Source organism: Chitinophaga dinghuensis (assembly GCF_003259435.1).
GTDB lineage: Bacteria > Bacteroidota > Bacteroidia > Chitinophagales > Chitinophagaceae > Chitinophaga > Chitinophaga dinghuensis.
In genome coordinates this window covers 1-21,845 of record NZ_QLMA01000002.1, presented here as the reverse complement: position 1 = coordinate 21,845, position 21,845 = coordinate 1, and the positions used below count along the sequence as shown (strand labels likewise).

The 21,845-nt window shown below is 44.6% G+C and carries 15 protein-coding genes and 1 tRNA gene; 4 read left to right on the top strand and 12 right to left on the bottom strand.

Annotated elements, in window-relative coordinates:
• Window positions 1–36: 36 nt before the first annotated feature.
• The 7 genes from CLV59_RS05285 to CLV59_RS05260 form a co-directional block, all read right to left on the bottom strand.
• Window positions 37–708: a nucleotidyl transferase AbiEii/AbiGii toxin family protein gene (locus CLV59_RS05285; protein ID WP_111590981.1), complete on the bottom strand. Its 672-nt coding sequence runs from the start codon at window positions 706–708 to the stop codon at window positions 37–39.
• A complete protein-coding gene (locus CLV59_RS29400) occupies window positions 663–974 on the bottom strand; it encodes a DUF6922 domain-containing protein (RefSeq protein ID WP_394336929.1) in 312 nt (103 codons plus the stop codon). The genes CLV59_RS05285 and CLV59_RS29400 overlap by 46 nt, the downstream gene beginning before the upstream one ends.
• A 96-nt stretch (window positions 975–1,070) precedes the next feature.
• Window positions 1,071–1,144, bottom strand: a tRNA-Asn gene (locus tag CLV59_RS05280).
• A gap of 141 nt (window positions 1,145–1,285) precedes the next feature.
• Window positions 1,286–2,896 (bottom strand): ArnT family glycosyltransferase, encoded by a 1,611-nt coding sequence (locus tag CLV59_RS05275; RefSeq protein WP_245950804.1) that lies wholly within the window; start codon window positions 2,894–2,896, stop codon window positions 1,286–1,288.
• A 70-nt stretch (window positions 2,897–2,966) separates the two neighbouring features.
• Window positions 2,967–3,308, bottom strand: a complete 342-nt coding sequence (locus CLV59_RS05270; protein ID WP_111590980.1) for a Rieske (2Fe-2S) protein — start codon at window positions 3,306–3,308, stop codon at window positions 2,967–2,969.
• On the bottom strand, window positions 3,308–4,498 hold the full coding sequence (gene hflX, locus CLV59_RS05265; protein WP_111590979.1) for a GTPase HflX: 1,191 nt from the start codon (window positions 4,496–4,498) through the stop codon (window positions 3,308–3,310). Before hflX ends, CLV59_RS05270 begins: the two co-directional genes overlap by 1 nt.
• Window positions 4,499–4,551: 53 nt before the next feature.
• On the bottom strand, window positions 4,552–6,597 hold the full coding sequence (locus tag CLV59_RS05260) for a M13 family metallopeptidase (RefSeq protein WP_111590978.1): 2,046 nt from the start codon (window positions 6,595–6,597) through the stop codon (window positions 4,552–4,554).
• 118 nt (window positions 6,598–6,715) lie between these two features.
• Here CLV59_RS05260 and CLV59_RS05255 point away from each other — a divergent pair, with 118 nt between their 5' ends.
• The 3 genes from CLV59_RS05255 to CLV59_RS05245 all read left to right on the top strand — a co-directional run bounded on the left by CLV59_RS05255 (window position 6,716) and on the right by CLV59_RS05245 (window position 8,621).
• Complete coding sequence (locus tag CLV59_RS05255) at window positions 6,716–7,903, top strand: DUF5009 domain-containing protein (protein WP_170137653.1); 1,188 nt, start codon at window positions 6,716–6,718, stop codon at window positions 7,901–7,903.
• Between the two features lie 202 nt (window positions 7,904–8,105).
• A complete protein-coding gene (locus tag CLV59_RS05250) occupies window positions 8,106–8,345 on the top strand; it encodes a hypothetical protein (protein ID WP_111590976.1) in 240 nt (79 codons plus the stop codon).
• A 21-nt stretch (window positions 8,346–8,366) separates the two neighbouring features.
• Window positions 8,367–8,621, top strand: coding sequence for a hypothetical protein (locus CLV59_RS05245; RefSeq protein WP_111590975.1), 255 nt, complete (start codon window positions 8,367–8,369; stop codon window positions 8,619–8,621).
• 1 nt (window position 8,622) lies between these two features.
• Here CLV59_RS05245 and CLV59_RS05240 read toward each other — a convergent pair whose 3' ends face one another.
• From CLV59_RS05240 to CLV59_RS05220, 5 genes are read right to left on the bottom strand one after another with little or no spacing between them, the layout of a single operon-like run.
• Window positions 8,623–10,518, bottom strand: coding sequence for a monovalent cation:proton antiporter-2 (CPA2) family protein (locus tag CLV59_RS05240; protein WP_111590974.1), 1,896 nt, complete (start codon window positions 10,516–10,518; stop codon window positions 8,623–8,625).
• Window position 10,519: 1 nt separating this feature from the next.
• Window positions 10,520–11,125 (bottom strand): NAD(P)H-dependent oxidoreductase, encoded by a 606-nt coding sequence (locus CLV59_RS05235; protein ID WP_111590973.1) that lies wholly within the window; start codon window positions 11,123–11,125, stop codon window positions 10,520–10,522.
• 20 nt (window positions 11,126–11,145) lie between these two features.
• A complete protein-coding gene (locus CLV59_RS05230; RefSeq protein WP_111590972.1) occupies window positions 11,146–12,996 on the bottom strand; it encodes a chloride channel protein in 1,851 nt (616 codons plus the stop codon).
• Between the two features lie 16 nt (window positions 12,997–13,012).
• Window positions 13,013–13,921, bottom strand: a complete 909-nt coding sequence (locus CLV59_RS05225) for a transglutaminase domain-containing protein (protein ID WP_111590971.1) — start codon at window positions 13,919–13,921, stop codon at window positions 13,013–13,015.
• A gap of 26 nt (window positions 13,922–13,947) precedes the next feature.
• Window positions 13,948–16,545 carry an NACHT domain-containing protein gene (locus CLV59_RS05220; RefSeq protein ID WP_111590970.1) on the bottom strand — a complete coding sequence of 866 codons (2,598 nt, stop codon included), beginning with the start codon at window positions 16,543–16,545 and terminating at the stop codon, window positions 13,948–13,950.
• A gap of 600 nt (window positions 16,546–17,145) precedes the next feature.
• Here CLV59_RS05220 and CLV59_RS05215 point away from each other — a divergent pair.
• Window positions 17,146–21,845 (top strand): beta strand repeat-containing protein (locus CLV59_RS05215; RefSeq protein WP_211323750.1); only part of this gene is annotated, 4,700 nt, incomplete at its 3' end.

Here is a 21,845-nt window from a genome sequence, read left to right as displayed (position 1 = left end):
GGCCTTGAGGTTTGGAAGCGATAGAACCATTATTCACTATTGGGCTATATTATATTCAGTTGCGATTCTCTGCATTTCAACTTTAATCATTTCCCAATTTTTATGTTTAAAACAAATTGGGTCTGGCATCAAGTCGGCAATAGTAAAATCAGAAAGTCCTTTAATGACATCCTGAACTGCAAACCAAGGATACTTTTCTTTATAAATTTCTATTAAATCAGAGAATCTATATGACTCCAAAATATCGGATAAATCCCAGAAGTCCTTCTTTCGTCCTCCTCTGGATATTGTATCCAGTTTCATGGTTGCAATATCCTCAATGGTAGCTAGTCTTATACCATCCTCAATTATAGGGGGATATAAAAATGGGGCATCCCAATATAGTATATCACACTTAATGCTTGTTTCTTCATTTTGCCCAATGAAAAGGTATAAACCTTGATTATTAGCAAGATTCGAAGGACCTATAAATGGATTTGTTTCCTCGACATACGAAAACTTGAGCCTTAATACTTCTAAAATGAAATCAAAAGGAATTTCGCCATATGGTCCATCGCAGAACATATCTATATCCACAGATTCCCTATGGCCTCTTAATAAACTTAGGGCAGTACCACCTACTAATCTGAAGTCAGATAGTTCTGGCAGGCTCATTAACTTACTTAAAACATTGAATAATTCCTCGCTCGTGGTATTTCGGTAGAGCATTTATAGTCACTATTGTGAAGGTGGAAAAGTCTGCGTGAGATCACTTGTGCACGAGGTAATAACCGGTCAGAATTAGTAAGGATGTATTTTACTTTATCTCTACCATAATATCGGATTACCTCTCTAATATCACTAGAGGTGCCTCTTTCCATTGCTCTAACAACGGTAAACTCTGGGTACCTATCAAAATCTAGTTGCTTGAGGTCAATGTCCCAAAATGCTCTTTTCGATAAAGATGGTTTCGATATGTTAGAATTGGATTGCACAATTCAAATATACAAAAAAATGCACGGACTCTCTTAGGTTGAGGAGGCATATATTAACAAAAAAGGTCTGCATATAATGCAGACCTTTTTCCTTCGCTCCCCCTGCTGGACTTGAACCAGCGACCCTCTGATTAACAGTCAGATGCTCTAACCAACTGAGCTAAGGAGGAATTTTTCCCGTACCGTTTGTGCGATTTGGGATTGCAAAAATAGGTAAATTTTCATTTCTGCAAAATCTTATTTCATATTTTTTGAAAAAAAATATGAAATCGACCGGAAATTGCCTCCCATGGCCAATTTGAAAAATTTATTTAATATGCTTCCACCAGGAATCTTTCCTCTAAAACCCCTGCCCGGGTCGCTTTCCTTACAAATGGTAAATCCAGTTTACTCACCCAGAATTGTGGAAATTTTTGAATAGTATGATATCGGGAGATGGTAGCCAATCCTTCTGCATTGGTATAGTAAAGCCCCGGACCACAAAGACTGTCACATACGCTTACCGGCGCATTGGCGTAAAATTCCAATGAATAGGAATGCGCCTTATACATCCGGACAGGCTGCCCCGCAAATTGTTTATTGGCCACCGCAGCTACCGTAGTGCCGCTCTGGTACTGCATCATATCCGGATATAGTACGGTGTTCAGGTACAAATTCAATAAAATACTAATCGCCACAGAACGATAAAACACTGCCTGGCGCGTCGTTTTACCCATCCAATAGTGAAGCAGAATATACAACAAGATCAATGCGCCGGCAGGAATCAGCCAAAGGAAATGCATGGCTGGCTTATATAACAGGTCTATTACTATTCCTAAAATCGCCACCAGTATAATAATCGTGTACTGTGTTACCCGGAAAAACTTCAGCCCTTTTTCTGTCTCCAGCGATAGTATATACTTCGCTGTCAGTATAGCGAAAAAGGGAAATACAATATTCAAATAATGCGGCAACTGAAACCTGGACAAGGAAAACAACAGAAAAGTGGCCAGCGCTCCACATATACATTGAAAGTCTTTTTCTGTTTTGAAGCGACGGAAAAACTGAATCACAGCTGCATATAACATCACTGACCAGGGCAGGAATGCCCATAAAACAGTATGAAAGAAAAAGAAAGGATCTCCGGAACCCTTGATGGGCCCCGTATTCATAAAACGCCCAAACTGGCTGTCCCAGAAAAAGAAGCGTAATCCGGATACTGCGTGTCTCCCGAAAACTAATTTCTCCGGATGCGCATCAAACTGTTGGTATAAGGCATAGAGCTCAGGAGTGATGAACAGAAACGTCAATACTATTGCTACTAACCAGCGCCAATGCAGTAATTCCTTCCAGTTGCGGGTAAACAGCATCTGCCCCCCTATAGCAGCTCCTATGGGCACTATGGCGAAAATTCCCTTGGTCATGATAGCGCAAGCCGCAAATATCGCCCCTGGTAATACTTGTCGCCGGTGAAAATGATACACTGCCGCGATGATAAGTCCCGTTAAATAAGGCTCTGCTCTTACATCATTGTTGGAGAGTACCAGATGCTCGGCGGTTAGCAGTATGCAAACGCTCCATCGGGCGATATCTTCTCCATAAATATCCCGGGCAAAACGATAGGTATACCACGCTCCCATCAAGAGAAACAATATGGCTGGCAATTTATACGACCAGGTATGTATGCCGAAAATCTGGAAACTGAGGGCGGTCACCCAAAAAGGGAAATGGGGCTTATCCAGCCAGTCATGGCCTTCCAGAAAGAGATTCAGGTAGTCGTGCCGAAGCGCCATGTTTTTGGAAATAACGGCATATAAGGCCGCATCGGGCTCCAGCAGGGGAACAAATAAGGCACTAAACTGCAGCATGATCAACAGCACAATGATCCATTGCCATACTTGCCGCTCGGAAATGTTGGCAGGTCGGAAATTAGTTGTAGGCATGATGAAAAATTACTTTTCTATCGCCATACCATCAACAGTTATCACTACACTTAACAGAATGATAACTGCCTTACCATAGCCACCCACTTTTCTCCATGCCCAGGAAATAACCGTCCTCGCGCTGCTCCACAGGATATGTTTTCAGGTAATATCCCTCTCCGCTCACATTTCGACCATTCTTGATACTAAAACGATAACGGTGCAACGGACAAACTACATTCCCCGCATTGTCGATAAACCCATCGGCCATGATACCACTGGCATGAGGACACTTATACGCAAAAGCAAAAAGCTGCCCGCCAAATAATGTGCAGCACAGCTTTTTGCCATTTACTTCCAATATTTTTATATCCGATTCTGTAACAGGCAAACTGGTCTCATCCAGCTTATACCATGTATATTGTTTGGACATTAATAGAAGAATTCTGTTTTATATGGATAACGTTCACGATATAACTGTGCTACTTTATCCATAATGGTTTTACGCAGTTCTTCGATATTCCTCCTTTCAATAGCCGCGACAAACACAGTATTACCATTGGTTTTGGTATCCCAGTCTATCTTCAGCTGACGGAGTATATCCTGCTTAACTTCTACATCCAGCCATTCATCAAAGGTGTTGGCTTCATAAAGATCCATCTTGTTAAAGATGAGGATGGTCGGCTTTTCGAAGGCTTTCAGTTCCTGCAAAGTACGGTTTACCACTTCAATCTGCTCTTCATATTGCGGATGGGAAATATCCACTACATGCAGCAGAATATCGCTTTCGCGTACTTCATCCAGGGTGGACTTGAAGCTTTCTACCAGGTGATGCGGCAGTTTACGGATAAACCCTACGGTATCACTGAGCAGGAATGGCGTCTGTTCAAAAACGACCTTCCTGGTGGTGGTATCCAGGGTGGCGAAAAGTTTGTTTTCTGCAAATACCTCACTTTTGCTGAGCATGTTCATGATGGTACTTTTGCCCACGTTGGTATAACCTACCAGGGCTACGCGAATAAACTCTCCTCTCTCCTTCCGTTGTGTCAGCGCCTGTTTGTCAATTTCAGCCAAACGTTTACGCAACAACGAAATTTTATCCTTTACGATACGACGGTCCGTTTCGATTTCCGTTTCCCCCGGACCCCTGCTACCGATACCGCCTCCCTGACGCTCCAAGTGACTCCACATACCACGCAGTCGAGGCAGAATGTACTGGTACTGAGCCAGTTCTACCTGCACCTTCGCCTGCGCAGTACGGGCGCGACGGGCAAAAATATCCAGGATCAGGTCACTACGGTCAATGACCTTCACCTTCAATACCTTTTCAATATTCGATATCTGTGAACCGGTCAGTTCATCGTCAAATATGACCAGGTCTATATTTCTGCCAGCAATAAACTGATGTATTTCTTCCAGCTTTCCCTTCCCTACAAAGGTGGCTCTGTCGGGATGTGCCAGTCTTTGAGTAAAACGCTTTACAGTCTGAGCCCCCGCCGTTTCGGCAAGGAATACCAGCTCGTCGAGGAACTCCTGTACCTGACGTTCGTTCTGGTCCTTCGTGATTACACCTACAATCACGGCCCTTTCTTCCTGTTTTACTATCTGTTTTTTCTCAATCAAAGTATTTCTGAATTTGTCCGCAAAATTAATGAGAAAAAGCGGATTTCAGGTTATTACCAGATACGTACGCGGAGACTATCAGGTCTGTACATACCATCGCCTGGTTTCAGCCCATAAACATCATAGAAGGCGTCCACATCGCTGAAAGGTCCGTTTACCCGGAATTTAGCCGGAGAATGCACGTCTGTCAACACTCTTCTGGCCAATTCTTCCTTCTTGGTATGACTCAGCCAGCCCAGGGAGTAACCCAGGAAATAACGTTCAGATGGCGTCAGACCGGAAATTTTCTCATTTTTCTTGAACTGCTCGGTTTTCTGGAACGCATCCCATCCGAGGAGAATACCGCCCAGATCGGCAATATTTTCGCCCAGTGTAGCCTTTCCGTTGATGTGCAGGCTGTCTACCACCACATATCCATCAAACTGCTGTACCATCACGGCTGCACGTTTGTTGAATTTTTCTTCATCTTCTTTTGTCCACCAACTTTTCAGGTTACCCTCGGCATCGAACTGACGACCTTCATCATCGAATCCATGAGTGATCTCGTGGCCAATGGTGGAAGCGCCGGCATAACCGTATACCAACGCATCATCCAGCTCTTCATCGCGTTTACCCGGCACCGTGAAGATACCCGCTGGCAGTACGATTTCATTATTGCTTGGATTATAATAGGCGTTGTAAGTCTGCGGCGTCATATCCCACTCAGTACGATCTACTGGTTTGCCCAGCTTGCTGATCTCGTGATTATGCCACCAGATCTGAGCTTGCAGACTGTTGTCAAAGTAGCTCTGGTTCTTGATATCCATGGCGGAGAAATCTTTCCATTTATCCGGATATCCTACTTTTTTCGTGATTTTAGACAGTTTGTAAAGGGCTTTCTGCTTGGTGCTGTCGCTCATCCAGGCAAGGTTCTGGATGCGAACTTTCAGTGCGGCGCGAATGTCCTCTACCAGATTTTCATATCTCTTTTTAGCGGTGGCATTGAAGTATTCTTTTACGAATAATTGACCCAAAGCCTCTCCCATCGCGGACTCCTCATTGTCCAATACCCGTTTCCAACGTAATTGTTGTTTTTCCTGACCACGCATCAGTTTACCATAGAAGGCAAAGCTGCTGGCGCTAATAGTATCACTGAGATAAGGCGCTGCACTGCTGATCACCTGCCATTTAAGGTAGTTTTTCCAGGTCTCCAGTTTTTCAGATTTCAATGCATTGCTGAGCGCTGTATAGAATTCAGGCTGGCCAACAATTACAGTATCCGCAAATTTGGCAATACCCTGATGCTGTAAATAAAGTGCCCAGTCGATATTTGGCGCCATTTGCGTCAGCTTGGTCACCGCCATTTTGTTATAGTTGGCGTTTGGATCGCGAAGCGCTTCCAGTTTCCGACTGTTTTTAGCCAGAATGGTTTCCAGCTTTACAATGTCGGTAGCCGCTGCATCAGCAGTAGCTGCCGGCATACCAGTAAACTGCAGCATATGAGAGATATGCCCCGGATAAGCCGCCCGTACTTTTGTGGTACGCTCGTCTGTATTGAAATAATAATCCCTGTTTGGCAGCCCCAGACCACCTTGCCAGAAGGTTACCGCCATCACTTCGCTGTTTTTTGCATCTTGTGATATGCCAATACCGCATAATACATCTGCAAAGGAAGACAGCTGCGCACTCACTTGGGCCAGTTGCTGTAAATTGCTGATAGCGTCAATCGCTTTCAGTTGACCTTCAATTGGTTTTATACCGTCTGCATTCAATTTTACGGAGTCCATACCAGATTGCCAGAAAGCGGCAATCTTTTTGGAAATAGCATCCTGTGGATTAGCTACCGCTTTTTCATTGATGGTACGCAGTCGATTATATAATTCTTCTTTTACGAGATTGCCGATTCCCCATTGGCTATATTGCGGTGGTATCGGATTCGATTTGATCCAGCCACCATTGGCATAATCAAAGAAATCCTGTCTTGGGTTAACGGTTGTATCCCTGTGGGCTGCCAGCGGGTCTTCGGATGTGGTTTTATCCGCCGAAGAATTCCCCTGATTACATGCCATAAAAAAAGCCAGCGCGGAAATTCCCATTCCGGCGAAGACATATCTTTTCATAAGCAGAAAAATAGTTTGAAACTGAAGGTACAACTTTTGACCATTGACCTTTGCCCACTCATGGAGAATTGTTGACATTGGTCAGATGATATTGTATTTTGAGGTAGCAATTCCCATTATGATAAACAACTTAAAACAAGGGCGCATCCTATCCATAGACGCCTTCCGCGGTATTACTATCCTTGTCATGATATTCGTTAACAATGTGGCCGGCGTCAGCGGCATCCCACATTGGCTGCAGCATGCACATGCTGACGAAGACGCCATGACCTTCGTGGACGTTGTATTCCCTGCTTTCCTTTTCATTGTTGGGATGTCTATTCCCTTCGCTATCAATAGCCGCCTGGCAAAAGGCGACTCCTTCTGGCAACTGCAATGGCATATCATCTGGCGCACCATCGGACTCCTGGTACTGGGCCTTTTCATGGTGAATACCGGCCGCCTCAATCAGGACGCTACCGGTATGTCCATGTCGCTCTGGGCCTTACTTTTTTATGGCGCTGTGATCCTCGTCTGGAACGTATATCGCTTTAAACAAGCCTGGATTGCCTGGTGCTTTAAAGGCATTGGTATCGCTTTATTGCTATATCTCGCCTGGATTTACAGAGGCGGAAAAGATGGTAATCACCACCTGGAACCGCAGTGGTGGGGCATCCTCGGCCTCATTGGATGGGCGTATCTCTATGCCTGCATTATCTATCAACTAGTGAAAGGCGTTTCTGGAGGTATTTTCCTGATGATTGCTATATGTATCGCCTATTATGCCATTTGTCAACAACCGTTTATACGTGACAGTGAGTATAGCTGGATTGGCGGTCAGACTGGAAACGCCATCCATACGGCAATTGTACTCTGTGGCCTACTGCTGTCGCTGTTTTATTTTGATGAAGACCTTGACCTGAGAGGAAGTAAGTTGGTATCCAGAGTAAGCGGATTTTTTATTATTATGATGATAACAAGTACTTGCTTGCGGCCACAGTACAAGGTTTCAAAGATTTATGCAACGCCCAGCTGGGCGCTCAGTAGCGCCGCTATCTGTTTGGTGGTATTCTCCATTTTGTATTACCTCATAGATGTAAAACAAATCAATAAATGGACATCATTTTTCAGACCAGCAGGCGCTAATCCTTTACTGACCTATATCCTCCCGGATATTGTTTATTTCTTACTCATCTTCTTAGGAATTGAACTACCAGATGTGCTGAGCCATGATGTACCCGGAATCCTCTGGAGTGCTTGCTATGCGGTGCTAATGCTGTTCCTGGTAAAAGGACTCAATAAATTACACATACGGCTGCAACTATAAGCCGCCGGAAAAATAATGGATATAATCCTTTCTGTATCGACGTCTCAAATGTCGACACAGAAAGGATTATTCGTTTGTAGCCCTAATAAAAATTTTTTGAACAAGATCCCTTCTCCATTCGTTTACGTAAGTAATAAAGACAGGATGCAGAGACGTAACCACGTATTAATACAACGCAATTGATTATCCCAAATTAACTCCCATGAAAAAAATTGCCTTCATATTCACAGCGGTAGGCGCAATTTTGGCTATCTTAGCGCAGTACGCCGATTCCAACGACTGGGTATGGTCATCATTATTTCACACACTCGGTTTCATCGGATACATATTTATCATCAGCGGACTAGCTTATCTGTCCATGTGGTATATCCATGAACTTTCCAGAGATGAGAAGAACAAGATCAGGCATTATTACCACCAGCAAAAACAGAATGAAGCATAATTCGCACAGCGATAACCCAATATGCATACCGCAAATTTTACATTGAAGTTTGAATACAAAGGACAGCCACATATACTGGAAGTTCGTACCTCTGAACTCCCATTTAAAACAGTTTATAAAGTAGATATCGCAGAACAGGAAGTGACCTTCGAACCAGATGAAGAAGGTTATGTACGCGCAGTTTCCAGCAAACCCTTACATGATTCGCCCAAACAGGTGGATGTGAATCTGCTGCATAAAGTAGCAGAGCTGATTATCTCACATGTGAATAAATAATCTATTTTTTGACAGGAACGTCGGGTTCTCCAGTGGCTTCATCACGGATACCGCTGGAATCCCAGCCTTCACCCTCATCCAGCCAGGTTCTGATCTTATCGGAAGCAATCAGTTTTTCCATTTCTTCAATACGCTCTTTCAGCGCACTGACAAACTCTTTCTTATCATCACGGGTAGCAGAAAGACCCTTGATACTTTTTTCATCCTGACGAAGGAATGTTCTGGCCGCCCGATGGCTGTGATAGGCGCGCACGCCCAGCATTTCCAGGGCATCCGCCCCCAACCGCAGCGATGTATCCACCGTTTCCCGATAGATATGCAGTACCCCCAGGTCCATTAACTCAAAGGTGTCTTCAATATCTTTTGCACGTACCAGCATCTGCAAATTGGGAAAGTATTTCTTCACCATTCTTACAACAGAAGTGGTCTTTTCATAGTCATCCATGGCAATGATGAGCACCTTTGCTTTTGCAGCTCCGGCAGCCACCAACAGGTCATATCGGGACGCGTCTCCATAATATACTTTTATACCCAACTTGTGCAGCGCATCCACTCTGTCCGAGTCCATATCCAGGATAGTAGCCTTAATACCATTCGCCCGAAGGAAACGGCCGGTAATGCTGCCGAAACGTCCAAAACCAGCAATGATAACAGGATTGTGTTCATCTTGTATTTCATCGGCTTTGCGTGTAGACTTCTCCGTTATAGTGAATCTGGGTTGAACCAGTTTCTCATACAACAGCATCAGTAAAGGCGTCATCGCCATACTGATAGCTACTACTGCCGTGAGTATACCAGTGGTCTGTTTGTCAAGAATATTAGATTGTAGGGAGATGGACAGTAATACAAATGCAAATTCTCCAATATCGCAAAGCGCGAAGGAAAACAATAGGTTCTGATCCGTACTTAACTTAAATAACTTGCCAAGGCCCAGTAGTACAAGGGTCTTGATAGTCATCAAACCTATTACCAGTCCAAATATAAGCCAGGGTTGTTCCCTTATCAAACCGAAATCGATAGAAGCCCCTACGGCAATAAAGAATAGCCCCAGCAGTAGTCCCTTGAACGGTTCAATATCACTTTCCAATTCATGACGATATTCGCTATTCGCCAGTACCACACCTCCCAAAAACGCGCCCAGCGCAGAGCTGAGTCCAACGAGATTCATCAGCACGGCAATCGCCACTACCATCAGTAATGCCGTGGCAGTAAACAATTCCCTTACTCTGGTTCGGGCAATGATGTGCATAATAGGCCGCACCAGATAACGTCCGGCGAAGATAATAGCAGTAACAGCGCCCAACACCACGAGTGTCTGACCCCATGCAGGAAGATTATCCCGCAGAGATGGTGAACTGTGCTCCGAAGCCACTGCATTTACCGCTAATAACGGAAAAATAGCCAGCATCGGGATGACAGCAATATCCTGGAAAAGCAATACAGCAAAGGAACTCTGTCCGGCGGCCGTTGGCATCCACCCTTTTTCATTCAGCGTTTGTAAGACGATGGCCGTAGAGGAAAGCGACATGATCATACCTATGGCCAGCGCGGCACTCAATGGTACTTTCAATAATAAGGCAGCACCTGCAATGGCGGCAGTACTCAGCACCACCTGCAAACCTCCAAGCCCCAATATGGCGGATCGTAGTCGCCAGAGTAAGGCAGGCTCCAACTCCATACCAATCAGAAATAACATCATTACCACTCCAAATTCAGCGAAATGCATGATGTCCTCCCCTTCCTTTCCTATGAAACCCGCTACAGATGGTCCTATAATAACGCCGGCCAGCAGATAGCCCAGCACCGCTCCCAGTCCCATTTTCTTAGCCAATGGCACAAACAGAATGGCTGCCGCCAGGTATACCATCGACTGAAAGAGTAACGAATGCTGATCCATATTATGCTTTTTGAATAGGTTCCTGTATAAGTTCGTTGAGATCCTGAATTTGATCAAGCGTAGTCAAATCAAAGTCGGGAGAAGTTAGTTTCTGAAGAACAGATTTCAATCTTTGTACCTCTTCTATGATATCAGATTTATCCATTCTATGCACGCCATAAATGATATAGGGAGATATGTAATTCATATTACAGAGTATAGCCGTTTGCGTGAATGGAAGTAAAAACTGCTGCAAGGGGAATCCGTGTCTCCCCCCTTTTCTATACTCCGACTCCCGACTACCAGCTGAAATGATGTTGGACATATATTTCCCTTTCAACGCATTGCCAGTATGGCCATATGCCCATCCATGTTCCAGTACTAAATCCTGCCACTGACGAACAATGGCCGGTGCATTATACCAATACATCGGATGTTGCATCAGAATGATTTCGTGCCTCGACAACAACTCCTGTTCCCGGGCAACATTTACATCCAGATCCGGATAATGTTCATACAGATCATTGAAAGTAATATCTGGCAAACTCTTTATCATCGGCACCAAATGGGCATGCATCCTGGATTTCTCCAGCGCCGGATGCGCAAAGTTGATGAGTACACGGGCCATACAGGACAAAAATTATGAATTTATATATCTGAATATTCTTGCAGTAATTTACGGTATTGGTTGAGTATCCTGGATTTAGATATCATTCCCAACAGTTTCTTATCCTTTACTACCGGCAGATGCCAGGCATTCACGGCATCGAACTTCTTAATAACAACCTCAATATTGTCATCAATGTTCACAACAGCAAGCGGCGCTTTCATGAGCTGTTTCACCGTCATGGTATCATACATCTCAGGATTAAATATGATAGGTCTGATATTATCCAATGCAATAAGACCTTCGAAGTTTCCTTTTTCATTCACGACCGCAATATTGCTGCTATCGCCCACTTTGATTAAGTCAATTAACTGACGTAGAGGAGCATTGATAGGAATTACCTGCACATCGGTTTCCAGAATGCTTTCCATTCTGATAAGAGAGAGAATGTTCCTGTCGTGCGCACGGGTGAATACTTTTCCTTCAGCAGCCAATGCTTTCAATTCGGGTGAAATAGGCGAGAACCATTTACTGATAAGGAAAGAAACCGTAGCCACAATCATCAGCGGAATAAAGAGATCATATCCTGAACTAGACTCCGCAATCAGGAAAATAGCGGTCAATGGAGCATACATCACGCCGCTCATCACGCCCGCCATACCTACCAGTACGAGGTTGGTAACCGGAATATCTTTGAAGCCAAGCTGTATACATAGCAGGGCGAAGAAATATCCCAGGAAGCCTCCAGCAAAGAGAGAGGGTGCAAAGTTACCGCCATTACCACCACTCTGAATGGTGATAGCGCTGGCAAATGCTTTAAAGAGACATATGACCCCAGTGAAGATCAGTAACATTTGGCTTTGAGCTGGGATATAGCGAAAGAAGCTATTCAGTAAAATCGTTTCCCCGTGACCGTTAGCGAGGGCTTTCACTACAGTGTATCCTTCCCCGAACAACGGCGGCATGGCTACGCAAAGTGCAGAAACAAGTACCCCTCCCAACATGGCCCTCCGGACGGCACTCCATTTTAATTTATGGAAGAAATGCTCAATTTTCTGCGAGACCACTACATAGTACCTGGCATAAAATCCACAAAGCAGACTCAATACCACATAAAAAGGAACATTATGGTAGTTAAATGCAGTGCGGGACTCAAAGTGAAATAAGACTTCCTCTTGTAGAATGATTTTAGATAATAAGCTACCGCAGACGGCAGCCACTATCAACGGCATAAAGTCCGAGAATACAACGCCTGTAAGCAAAATTTCAAACGCGAACATCATACCGGCAATGGGCGCATTAAACGCAGAGGCTATCCCCGCAGTGGCGCCGGCTGCCAGCAGAAGCGTACGTTCTTTGTAAGGAAGATGATAATTCCGGGCATAATTGGAACCAAGCGCAGCCCCTGTAACCGCAATGGGACTTTCCAATCCCGCAGATCCACCCAATCCCACCGTAATTGCACTCTGTAAAACCTGCGAATACATTTTTACAGGCGGAATCAAACTGGAGTTCTGCGCTATTTCATGAAGAATGGCAGGAATCCCTTTGCGCGACTGCCCCTTAAAAAATACCACCACGATAATGGTAGTCAGTACAATACCTAAAAAAGGAAAGATAGCGTAGAAAAAGACTTGCGTATTAAAATGGACTTTATCCGTAATAACATAGTGGATATAGTGTACCAGCATTTTCAGCACAACGCCGGCCATACCAGCGCCACATCCTACGAGTATACCAGAAAGAAGCAAAAACTGATTCCTGGAAAGTTTACTATGCAGCCAGTGAATGACGATCTCATAACTCCTCGCTTTCTTTAAACTGTACTTCTCAAAATCTCGTTTGAATTTAAAAAAGCCGTGGTATTTCCGGAGTTGGTTAAAGTGACTCATGTCGCAAATTTAGGGATCAGAGCTCAATGAGGGCATAAACTTTATCATTCATGTATGGTCCGCCCGGATGATTAGCAGTATAATCCAGGTTGATCCAGTATTCGCCTTTCAGCTCGTGATAGTAAATTTCCTTAATGGGAGGCTTGGGGAAAAACAGGATTATAACCTGTTTGATCACCTCAAATTCCTCCTTATTCCCACAATATAGCTCCGGGTAAGCATGTCCTTTAATCAGTACTATCCTGGTTCTGGCCCCGATGGATTGCAGACAGGAGGTCATCAAAAGGGAATGGTCATCGCAATCGCCCCCCAGTCCATTTTGAATGGTTTCCTGTGGTGTCGCGAAGTATTCATCTCTCCTGGAGTCCAGTACATATTTAAAATGAGTGTTGATATACCGGAAAAGTGACAAAAAACGCACGATTTTTCCATATTTGAAGAAATAGGGATCGTAATAGTCGAGGCTATGTTGAACAGAGAAGTTGCGGACAATGGAATCATTGTAGTTGATCTTTTCCCGCAGCCCGCGAACAGTTTTGTCGCGGTAGCTTTCAACTCTCCTTGGATACATACTAAGGATGTCCAATTGTTTACTGTCTTTCGCGCCCCAGTTTCCCTGCACCATCCCTTTATAATCGCCGATGACGTTTTTGAGGGAATATCCATCTACAGAGCGGTTCACAAAGAGTGCAACGCATACCAGGAGAAAGGCAGGTATAATCAGCGGGCGAAAAACCCACCTAAGGGCAAACACGATGGCCAGGCTGATGAGCGCCGCGACGATCAGGTCCACGTGGAGGCCTCCGGCCATGATAGGTGGCAGGAACCTGTTAATCACCGGAGCCAGTACGCTAACCGTAAGCAGACTCAGGAGATTGAAAATTAATTGCTGTGAAAATGAATATTTGCTTTCGTCAATTGCCATCTATGTTGCAAGAAAGCAAAAATCTGTCAGAATTTGCGCGCAAAATTCAGGGCTTCATGCTTAAAGGACGTGTTTGCTTTAATGGAATCTATTTGCGTTTGGGTATCGGCAATTTTGCCAGCCATATTTAATTGTGTGTATAGTTTTTTCAGCAAATTCAGATTGCGCAGCGCAATTACCTTAAAATCCAGTTTTTGTGCTGTTTCTACGGCATTTTCTGCGGTACGCAGGGCGCGCATCAGGTCTTGTTCTTTATAATAGTAATCGGCAGAAATCATTTTCTGCAGGGACTCTACATATTTACTGGCGAAGTAATTAGCAGAATAGTTTTTCAGCACTTTGTCCGTATGCCTGCAAAGTCTTTCTGCCTTTTCCATGTCTCCCAGCCTTGCCAATGCATGTGTTTGCCAGCAGAGTAGTTGCAAACGGAAGGAATCCGTTTTACGATATACCAATGAAGGGTAGGTATCGAATATCTGCCGGGTAAACTGGAGAAGATGTTCAAAATCTTCCAGCAAAGAAAGGGCATAGCCCATATTGCGGATAACGATTTCCTGCGGAATGGAGGTACAGAGTTGTTTACTGGCCGCGGCCTGGAGATAATGCGGATAACTATAGATTTTCTGCAATACCTGTTCGTCTACGATGCCAAATTTCATACGCTCATAAATGAAGAGGAGAATTTCGTGAGGAGTAACCCAGAGCTCGTCTTCCAATTCTTCAGGAGCATATATTTTTTTAATAGCTAATAAATGCGCTTCACATTCTTCCGCTTCCAGTTGAAGCAGAGAGATGGTGAAGAGCATGCTGCGTATTTTCAGTTTATCCTCTTTGGTATCAGCGAGTGGTAATAATGCCCACAGCACCTTTTTCTTCCGGAAGTGGATAAATTCATCATTAATGAAGTTGCTGATCGGATTCTTCTTGAAGAAGCCGGCGGGGAAAATGGATCTTAGTTCCATCTGGTCGTTGCCATCCAATTGATAATGGAGAACGAGATATTCCAGGAGGTGTGATTTTTCAATCAAAGACAGCGGCAGATGCAGCATTTTCAGGATGCCATCTGTTTGTTTATGATTGATGGCGAAGCGCAGCAGCCATTTGAACACCCCTACTCTGTACGGAGATGCCGGCAGATAGGAAGCGATTTCCTGCAAAACCGGTTCGTTGACCTGCTGACTGGTTTTCTGAAGGTAATGCATGGCCACAAAGTATTCCAGGAGGAATACATGCGCAAAGCGGACTTTCACATGATACATGATTTCCTGGCTAAGGTTTTCCTCTACGAGGATATTATCAGCGAGGAGTTCTTTATATGCAGGGAATAGTTCAGAGTTTTGGTCCAGCAATTCCAGTTTTTCCACATACATGCCATTTCTACCTAGGTCCAGTAGGGAAAGGAGGCGCTGTATGATCTTTATTTTGAAGGTACTGGTGGGAGAAATGAATACCTTATTTTGTACGAATCGGGAAATAATTTCATACAGACTCAGGTTTTCATCTACAAAGGTGGTTTTTGGATCAGGGTTTAGCTGACAAAACAATTGCAGGTAGTATGGATGCCTAAGTTTCTGAAGGAATGCTTCAGAGAACTGGTTAATAATGTCTGTGGGGTATTCATGTCTTTCCAGGACTGTTTTTATTTCCTGGTCATTGAGTTGTTTGACGTTGATATTGGTTTCTTCATCCATTTCGGAGCCAACGTACCAGTAACGGCGGAAGGCTGCATAGTCGTTCGGACGCTGAAACAGTTCATTCCAGGTACTGCTTCTGATGGAGAGGATGACTTTAATCCAGGGGAATTGGTCGTTGGAGTAGATAAAGTCTTCCAGCTTGGAGTAAATGAGTCGTAATTTTTCTGCGGAGACGGCGATTTCATCGAAACCGTCTATTATTAATATAAGGCGTGAGCCTCTTTTTTCGAATTCTGAGGTGAAGTATTCGCGGAAGTTTTCACCATTGCCGTGATTGAGTTGATTATCCAGCCAGGTGGAGAGGGAGAATCCTTTCAGCAGCAGGCTTCCTGCGGCGTGAGCGTGGATGAACCAACAAACGTCTTCCCCGAATTTTGCTTGTTTGTTATGCCAGAAATGGTCTGCCATATGGACCAGGGAGATGCTTTTTCCCCATCCTGAAGGTGCAATTAAAGCAGTAGCGGTGTAATTGCTTTCCAGGAACTTCTCAATATGGTTAATAATATATTGTCGTTTCACGGTATTCTGGAAGTTGATACCGGAACGGTTTTGCAAAGTCAGCATAGTATAATGCGACACTGCGGAGGCTTTGGTTCTCAGTTCTATCCATTTGGCTTCTTTCATCCCTCCATTGGCGGCAGCAATGGCTTGTGGGTTGCTCAGCATATAATGATGCTGCTGGAAAGCCTCCCAGTCTTTGTATCCACAGTATTGCGCTAATGTATTGAGGGTAAAACGAGAGAAGCTGTGTTGAGCAACAGCAAAGCCGAACACTCTTTTAAGAGTGGTCTCACTGATTAATTGAGTTGTCTTTTCCAGTATGGACTGGCCGAGATGTTTACATTCTCCTGGCGACATGACTTCTACCCCAAATTTCTGCAAAACTTCCTTTTGCAAGGTTAGAATAAAGTCATAGGATATATCTATCATAGGGGACAAGAATGGATTTTGGAAATTAGGTACAAAAGTTAATTACGTAGATATCAAACGTTTAGATTTTCAGAAAGTTAAAATGAACAGGACCGGGACAGTCATGGGAAAATGTTATATATGTGTAATTAAATAATGTGTTTGAGGGATCGCTACCTAAGTTTGGGTAGAATACGTCTTAAATTATTGCATGTCAATGAAGTAACATATAGACCAATCTGGTCAAATTATCCACTGCGATTAGGACACAGTTAACCTCGCTGTTGCTAACTTTTTTCAAAATTTTCTAAAAAAAGTATCGGATTCGATACATGAAATGAACAAAATGATTTTCATGTTCAATTGAATGAATAAAATGAACAGATCAATAAGAAAATGAACAGGCTGAACGGGTTTTAATTAATGAACAAAAAGACATATACATAAACGCAGATAGCACTATACTTTCGCATAACTGATTGTCAAAATATATTACTGAGGCAGAAGGAATCCCAATTCAACCAGAATCCCAAGCCCGTCTACATACTTCTTAACCGCTGCCTTCCTCGGAGTTTATTGAACGCAATAAACAAGACTTCTTATTATCCAAATACTGATGCTATGCATTCAAAAGCTACTCCTAATAGCCCTTTTAGTGCTCCCTTTGTTATCCTGAGAACCCGGGACGGATCGCATCCGAAACCCAGGAAAACCCCCCAATTTATTAACTGGTGGAAATGCATCATTTCCGCCTTATTGCTTATTGCATGTTGTAGCACTAACGTAAACGCACAAACGTACTATCAACGGACATATGCCTCTTCTCAAGGGAGCGGCAGTGGAGGCATTTGCCTTGGTTGTAGTGTTACAAATGCCCCGGCTGCAGTAGATGCTGCCCCGGCAGGATTGAACACTGCTTCCACGATTACAGTAGGCGTGGGCGTAGCTTCATTTGAATATCAAGACCTCATCTTCGCTAATCCCATACCGGCTAACCAAGGCGTGATTCTGAAAATAGGAACACCCGCCAGCCTCCTGAGCGTAACATTAGGCACGATGACAGCACAACCTATGAACGGTGCTTCTACCGCTGTAGGTACTGCTGCTAATCTAAGTAGTGCGCTTGCCACCCTCCTGACAAACAATAACCAGCTGGAAATTTATGTACCTGCTCCCGGAGGAGCCGGCACTTATGATCGCGTTCGCGTACAGATCTCTGGTACGGTGAGTGTTGGTTCCAGCCTTTTAGTATATGCTGCTTATTATAATACACCAGCTACCAGTTCACTGGCATGCGATCAACCAATTGATGTTATTGGCGGACCTAAAAGTCTCCTCGATATTGCCAGTCTGGTAACCCTCGGAACAGTGACCAACCCTGGATATGCCATTGACGGGACTTCTCCCAATGGCGATACCACCACTGCTGCCGTTCTTAGTACACTTGCCAGCGTGGCCGCCTATACCCGCTTAAATGTAATATTCCCAGGCTTAGCTAAAACTGGAGATTCTGTACGCATCATCTTTGGAAGTGGTGGAGGATTACTCGGACTTTCCGCATTACAATCCCTCACATTTCTTACTTATAATGGAACAACGGTAGTTGACAGTATTAATGGAGGAAGTAGTTTACTTACACTTGGTCTGTTGTCTGGCCCCGGGTCCAAACAAACAGCCACCTTCGCCTCTTCCGGGCCCTTTGATCACGTGGAGGTCCGAGTCGGGTCGATTGCCAATGTGACGAATAGCCTTAATGTATATGATGTCAGACGATTCATTCCTAGTCCGATTGTTTCAGCTGCTGTAGCTAATCAATCTACATGTCTGAATACCCCAGCCACATTCTCTATTCAAAGTCCCGATGCAACCCTGAACTATACCTGGTATAATGGTTCCGGTGGAATTGTCCAGGGCCCCGCGTCTACCTCAACTTATTCACCCCCTGTTAATACAGCCGGTACCTTCAACTATTCTGTTACTGCAAATAGAACATTGTGTACGACAGGTTCCCAGCCAACACCACTTTCATTGCTGGTGAAAGCATATACCACCGCCGCTGACCTCAACTTCCCGGATTCAGCCTACAGTTGTATGGGAGACACCGTGCGGATCACGCCATATTCTACCACACTGACTAAACCCGTATTCAAGTGGTGGCAAGATGCTGCAAAGACAACACCGATCACTAATGGTCTGGTAGTGGGTGGTACTACTTTCCTGATCGACTCTACCGGGAAACTGACCATCATAGGTTTACCTGCGGGAACAAACAATTATTTTGTCAGCGCATCCGATTCTACCCATTGCGATAATCTCGCTAATACGCTGAAACAGGTAACTGTTATCACCACCTCTAAAGCGCCAGTACCAACATTGGGTTCCTCCAATGTTTTTGCGAGTGTAAATCAACCAGTAACATTATTAGCTACCCCTCCAGGTGGCGGTACTGTTTACTGGTATTCAGATACAACACAAGCACCAATAGGAAGTGGTAATACGATAACAGTAGGACCATTCGCTACTCCTGGCATATATAAATATTATGCGTCTGTCAGACTTAGCTCCAGTGGCGCTTGTGAATCCTACCGCGTAGTAGACACCATTACAGTAAGTGCTCCGCCGAATACTACCTGTAACATGCCTAATTCTACTGTTACTGGTACAACACTGGGCTGTATACTTTGTAGTGTAACCAACCCTAATAATGCCATTGACACTTCCTTGAATGTCACCTACAGTACATTAAATATACCTGTGGGACTTTTAGGAGGAAGCGTCTACCAGCAGGTAATCTTCCCGACTACCGGAGCTGCGACAGATAGCCTGAGACTCACCTTCGGCTATAATGGTTCATTAGCTACTGTTGGACTCCTGGCAGGTGTGGAAATTACTGTTGCAAATGGTACTACCGTTATCGATAGAGATACACTCTCTAACCTGGTAACACTGAACCTGCTCAGTAGTCCTTCCAAATTTACAGTGACCATTCCTACAGGTGCACCATATAATACGGTACAGGTGAAACTTACAGGCGTTGCTAACCTGCTCTCTTCCATCAATTTCTATGGTGTGAGAGCTGTTGCGCCAAATCCAACCTTTACCAATAGCAGTACCTGCGTAGGATCAAAAGATACTATTACTGCAAGTGGCCTGGGCGCCAACACGCTGAAGTGGTATACTGATTCTACAACTACGGTTATTGCTGGTACTGGTACTACCTTCGTTACTCCGGTACTGACAACTCCTGGTGTAATCACTTATTACGCACAGGTGACCGCTGCTGATGGTTGTACCAACCCTGACAGAATCCCTGTACAGGTGAACGTGGTGAATCCGCCAGCTGCTCCAGTTGTACCAGGTACGATTGTAATCAGCACTGGACAAACAGCAAGTCTTACTGCTGCTCCTGTTACTGGTGTGACTGTTAACTGGTACACCGACTCCACTACAGCTACGCCTGTAGGTACAGGGTCTCCGTTGGTAGTAGGACCATTCTCTAATCCAGGTACATATACTTATTGGGCATCGGCTTCTGTAAATGGCTCTTCCTGTTCTTCAGGTCGCGTACCAGTTACTATTGTTGTTACAGGTCCTGTAGTACCTCCAACAGCATGTAATGTTGCTACCAGCCAGAATTCAGGTACTACCCTTGGTTGTATCCTCTGCTCTGTGCAGAACCCAACCTTCGATATCGATAGTTCCTCAACTAACTTCACTACGCTGTCTATACCAGTAGGTCTGTTAGGCGGTTCTGTTTATCAACAACTGATCTTCCCGAATACAGGAAATGCAACAGATAGTATCCAGGTAACCTTAGGTACTTCTGGCGCCCTGGCAAATGTAGGTCTGCTCGGTGGTACTGTACTGACTGTATATAATGGTACTACGAAAGTATCCGCAGATACGCTTTCTAATCTGCTTACCCTGCGCTTGTTAAGCGGTAACCAGCAGTTTGTGGCTACTATCCCAACAGGCGGCGCCTACGACCGCGTAGAAGTACGCCTGACAGGTGTAGCTAATCTGTTGAACTCTATTAATATTTATGGTGCAAGGATCATCTATCCAAACCCAACTATCAACACGGCAAATGATACTGTCTGTGTAAATACAAAAGCTACACTGACAGTTACTCCTGCACCTGGTACAAGTGTTCACTGGTATGCAGATTCTACCAGCACTACTATATTAAGTTCTTCTAATACTTACACAACAGATACGCTGAAAACACCAGGTACAGTTACTTATTGGGTAGCTGCTTATGGTGGTCCACAGAATTGCGAAAACCCTAACAGAGTTCCTGTTCAGGTAGTAGTGAAAGCATTGGGTGCTCCTACAGACATCGTTCTGGCAGATACCACCACTGCTTGTACCACCGGTAATGCAGTACTGGCTCCAACGGCTAATCCTGCATCCGGTATCACTAACCCAACCTTCAGCTGGTATTTTGATGCTGCTAAAACACAGCCAATCACAAATGCTACTGTTGGCGGAACTACTTACGCAATCGACTCAACAGGTAAACTGACGATCACCGGACTGGCGGTCGGCACATATACTTATTATGTAGCAATCGCAGGTAGCAATCGTTGTCCAAATGCCGCCGGTAATCTGAAAGCTGCGGTGGTGAATGTAGTAACTGCACCAGCTCCTCCAGTAGTGGCAGGTGCGGTAGTTGTAGCCACTGGTCAGACCGCAAGTCTCACCGCTACTCCAGTTCCAGGTGCAACGATCAACTGGTATGCAGATTCTACTACCACTACTGTTCTTGGTTCAGGAACTCCATTTGTAGTAGGTCCGTTCTCTAATCCAGGTACTTACACTTATTGGGCAGCTGTCTCTATTCCAGGAGCGTGTTCTTCTGCAAGAGTGCCAGTTGTGGTAACCGTTACAGGTCCTGTGGTACCACCTACAGCATGTAACGTAGCTACCAGCCAGGTATCAGGTACTACGCTTGGTTGTATCCTCTGCTCTGTGCAGAACCCAACCTTCGACATCGATAGTTCAACTACGAACTTCACTACGCTGTCTATACCAGTAGGTCTGTTAGGTGGTTCTGTTTATCAACAACTGATCTTCCCGAATACAGGAAGTGCAACAGATAGTATCCAGGTTACCTTAGGTACCTCTGCAGCCCTGGCAAATGTAGGTCTGCTCGGCGGTACTGTACTGACTGTATATAATGGTACTACGCAAGTATCCGCAGATACGCTTTCTAATCTGCTTACCCTCCGCTTGTTAAGCGGCAATCAGCAGTTTATCGCTACCATCCCTACAGGCGGCGCCTACGACCGTGTAGAAATCCGTCTGACAGGCGTAGCAAA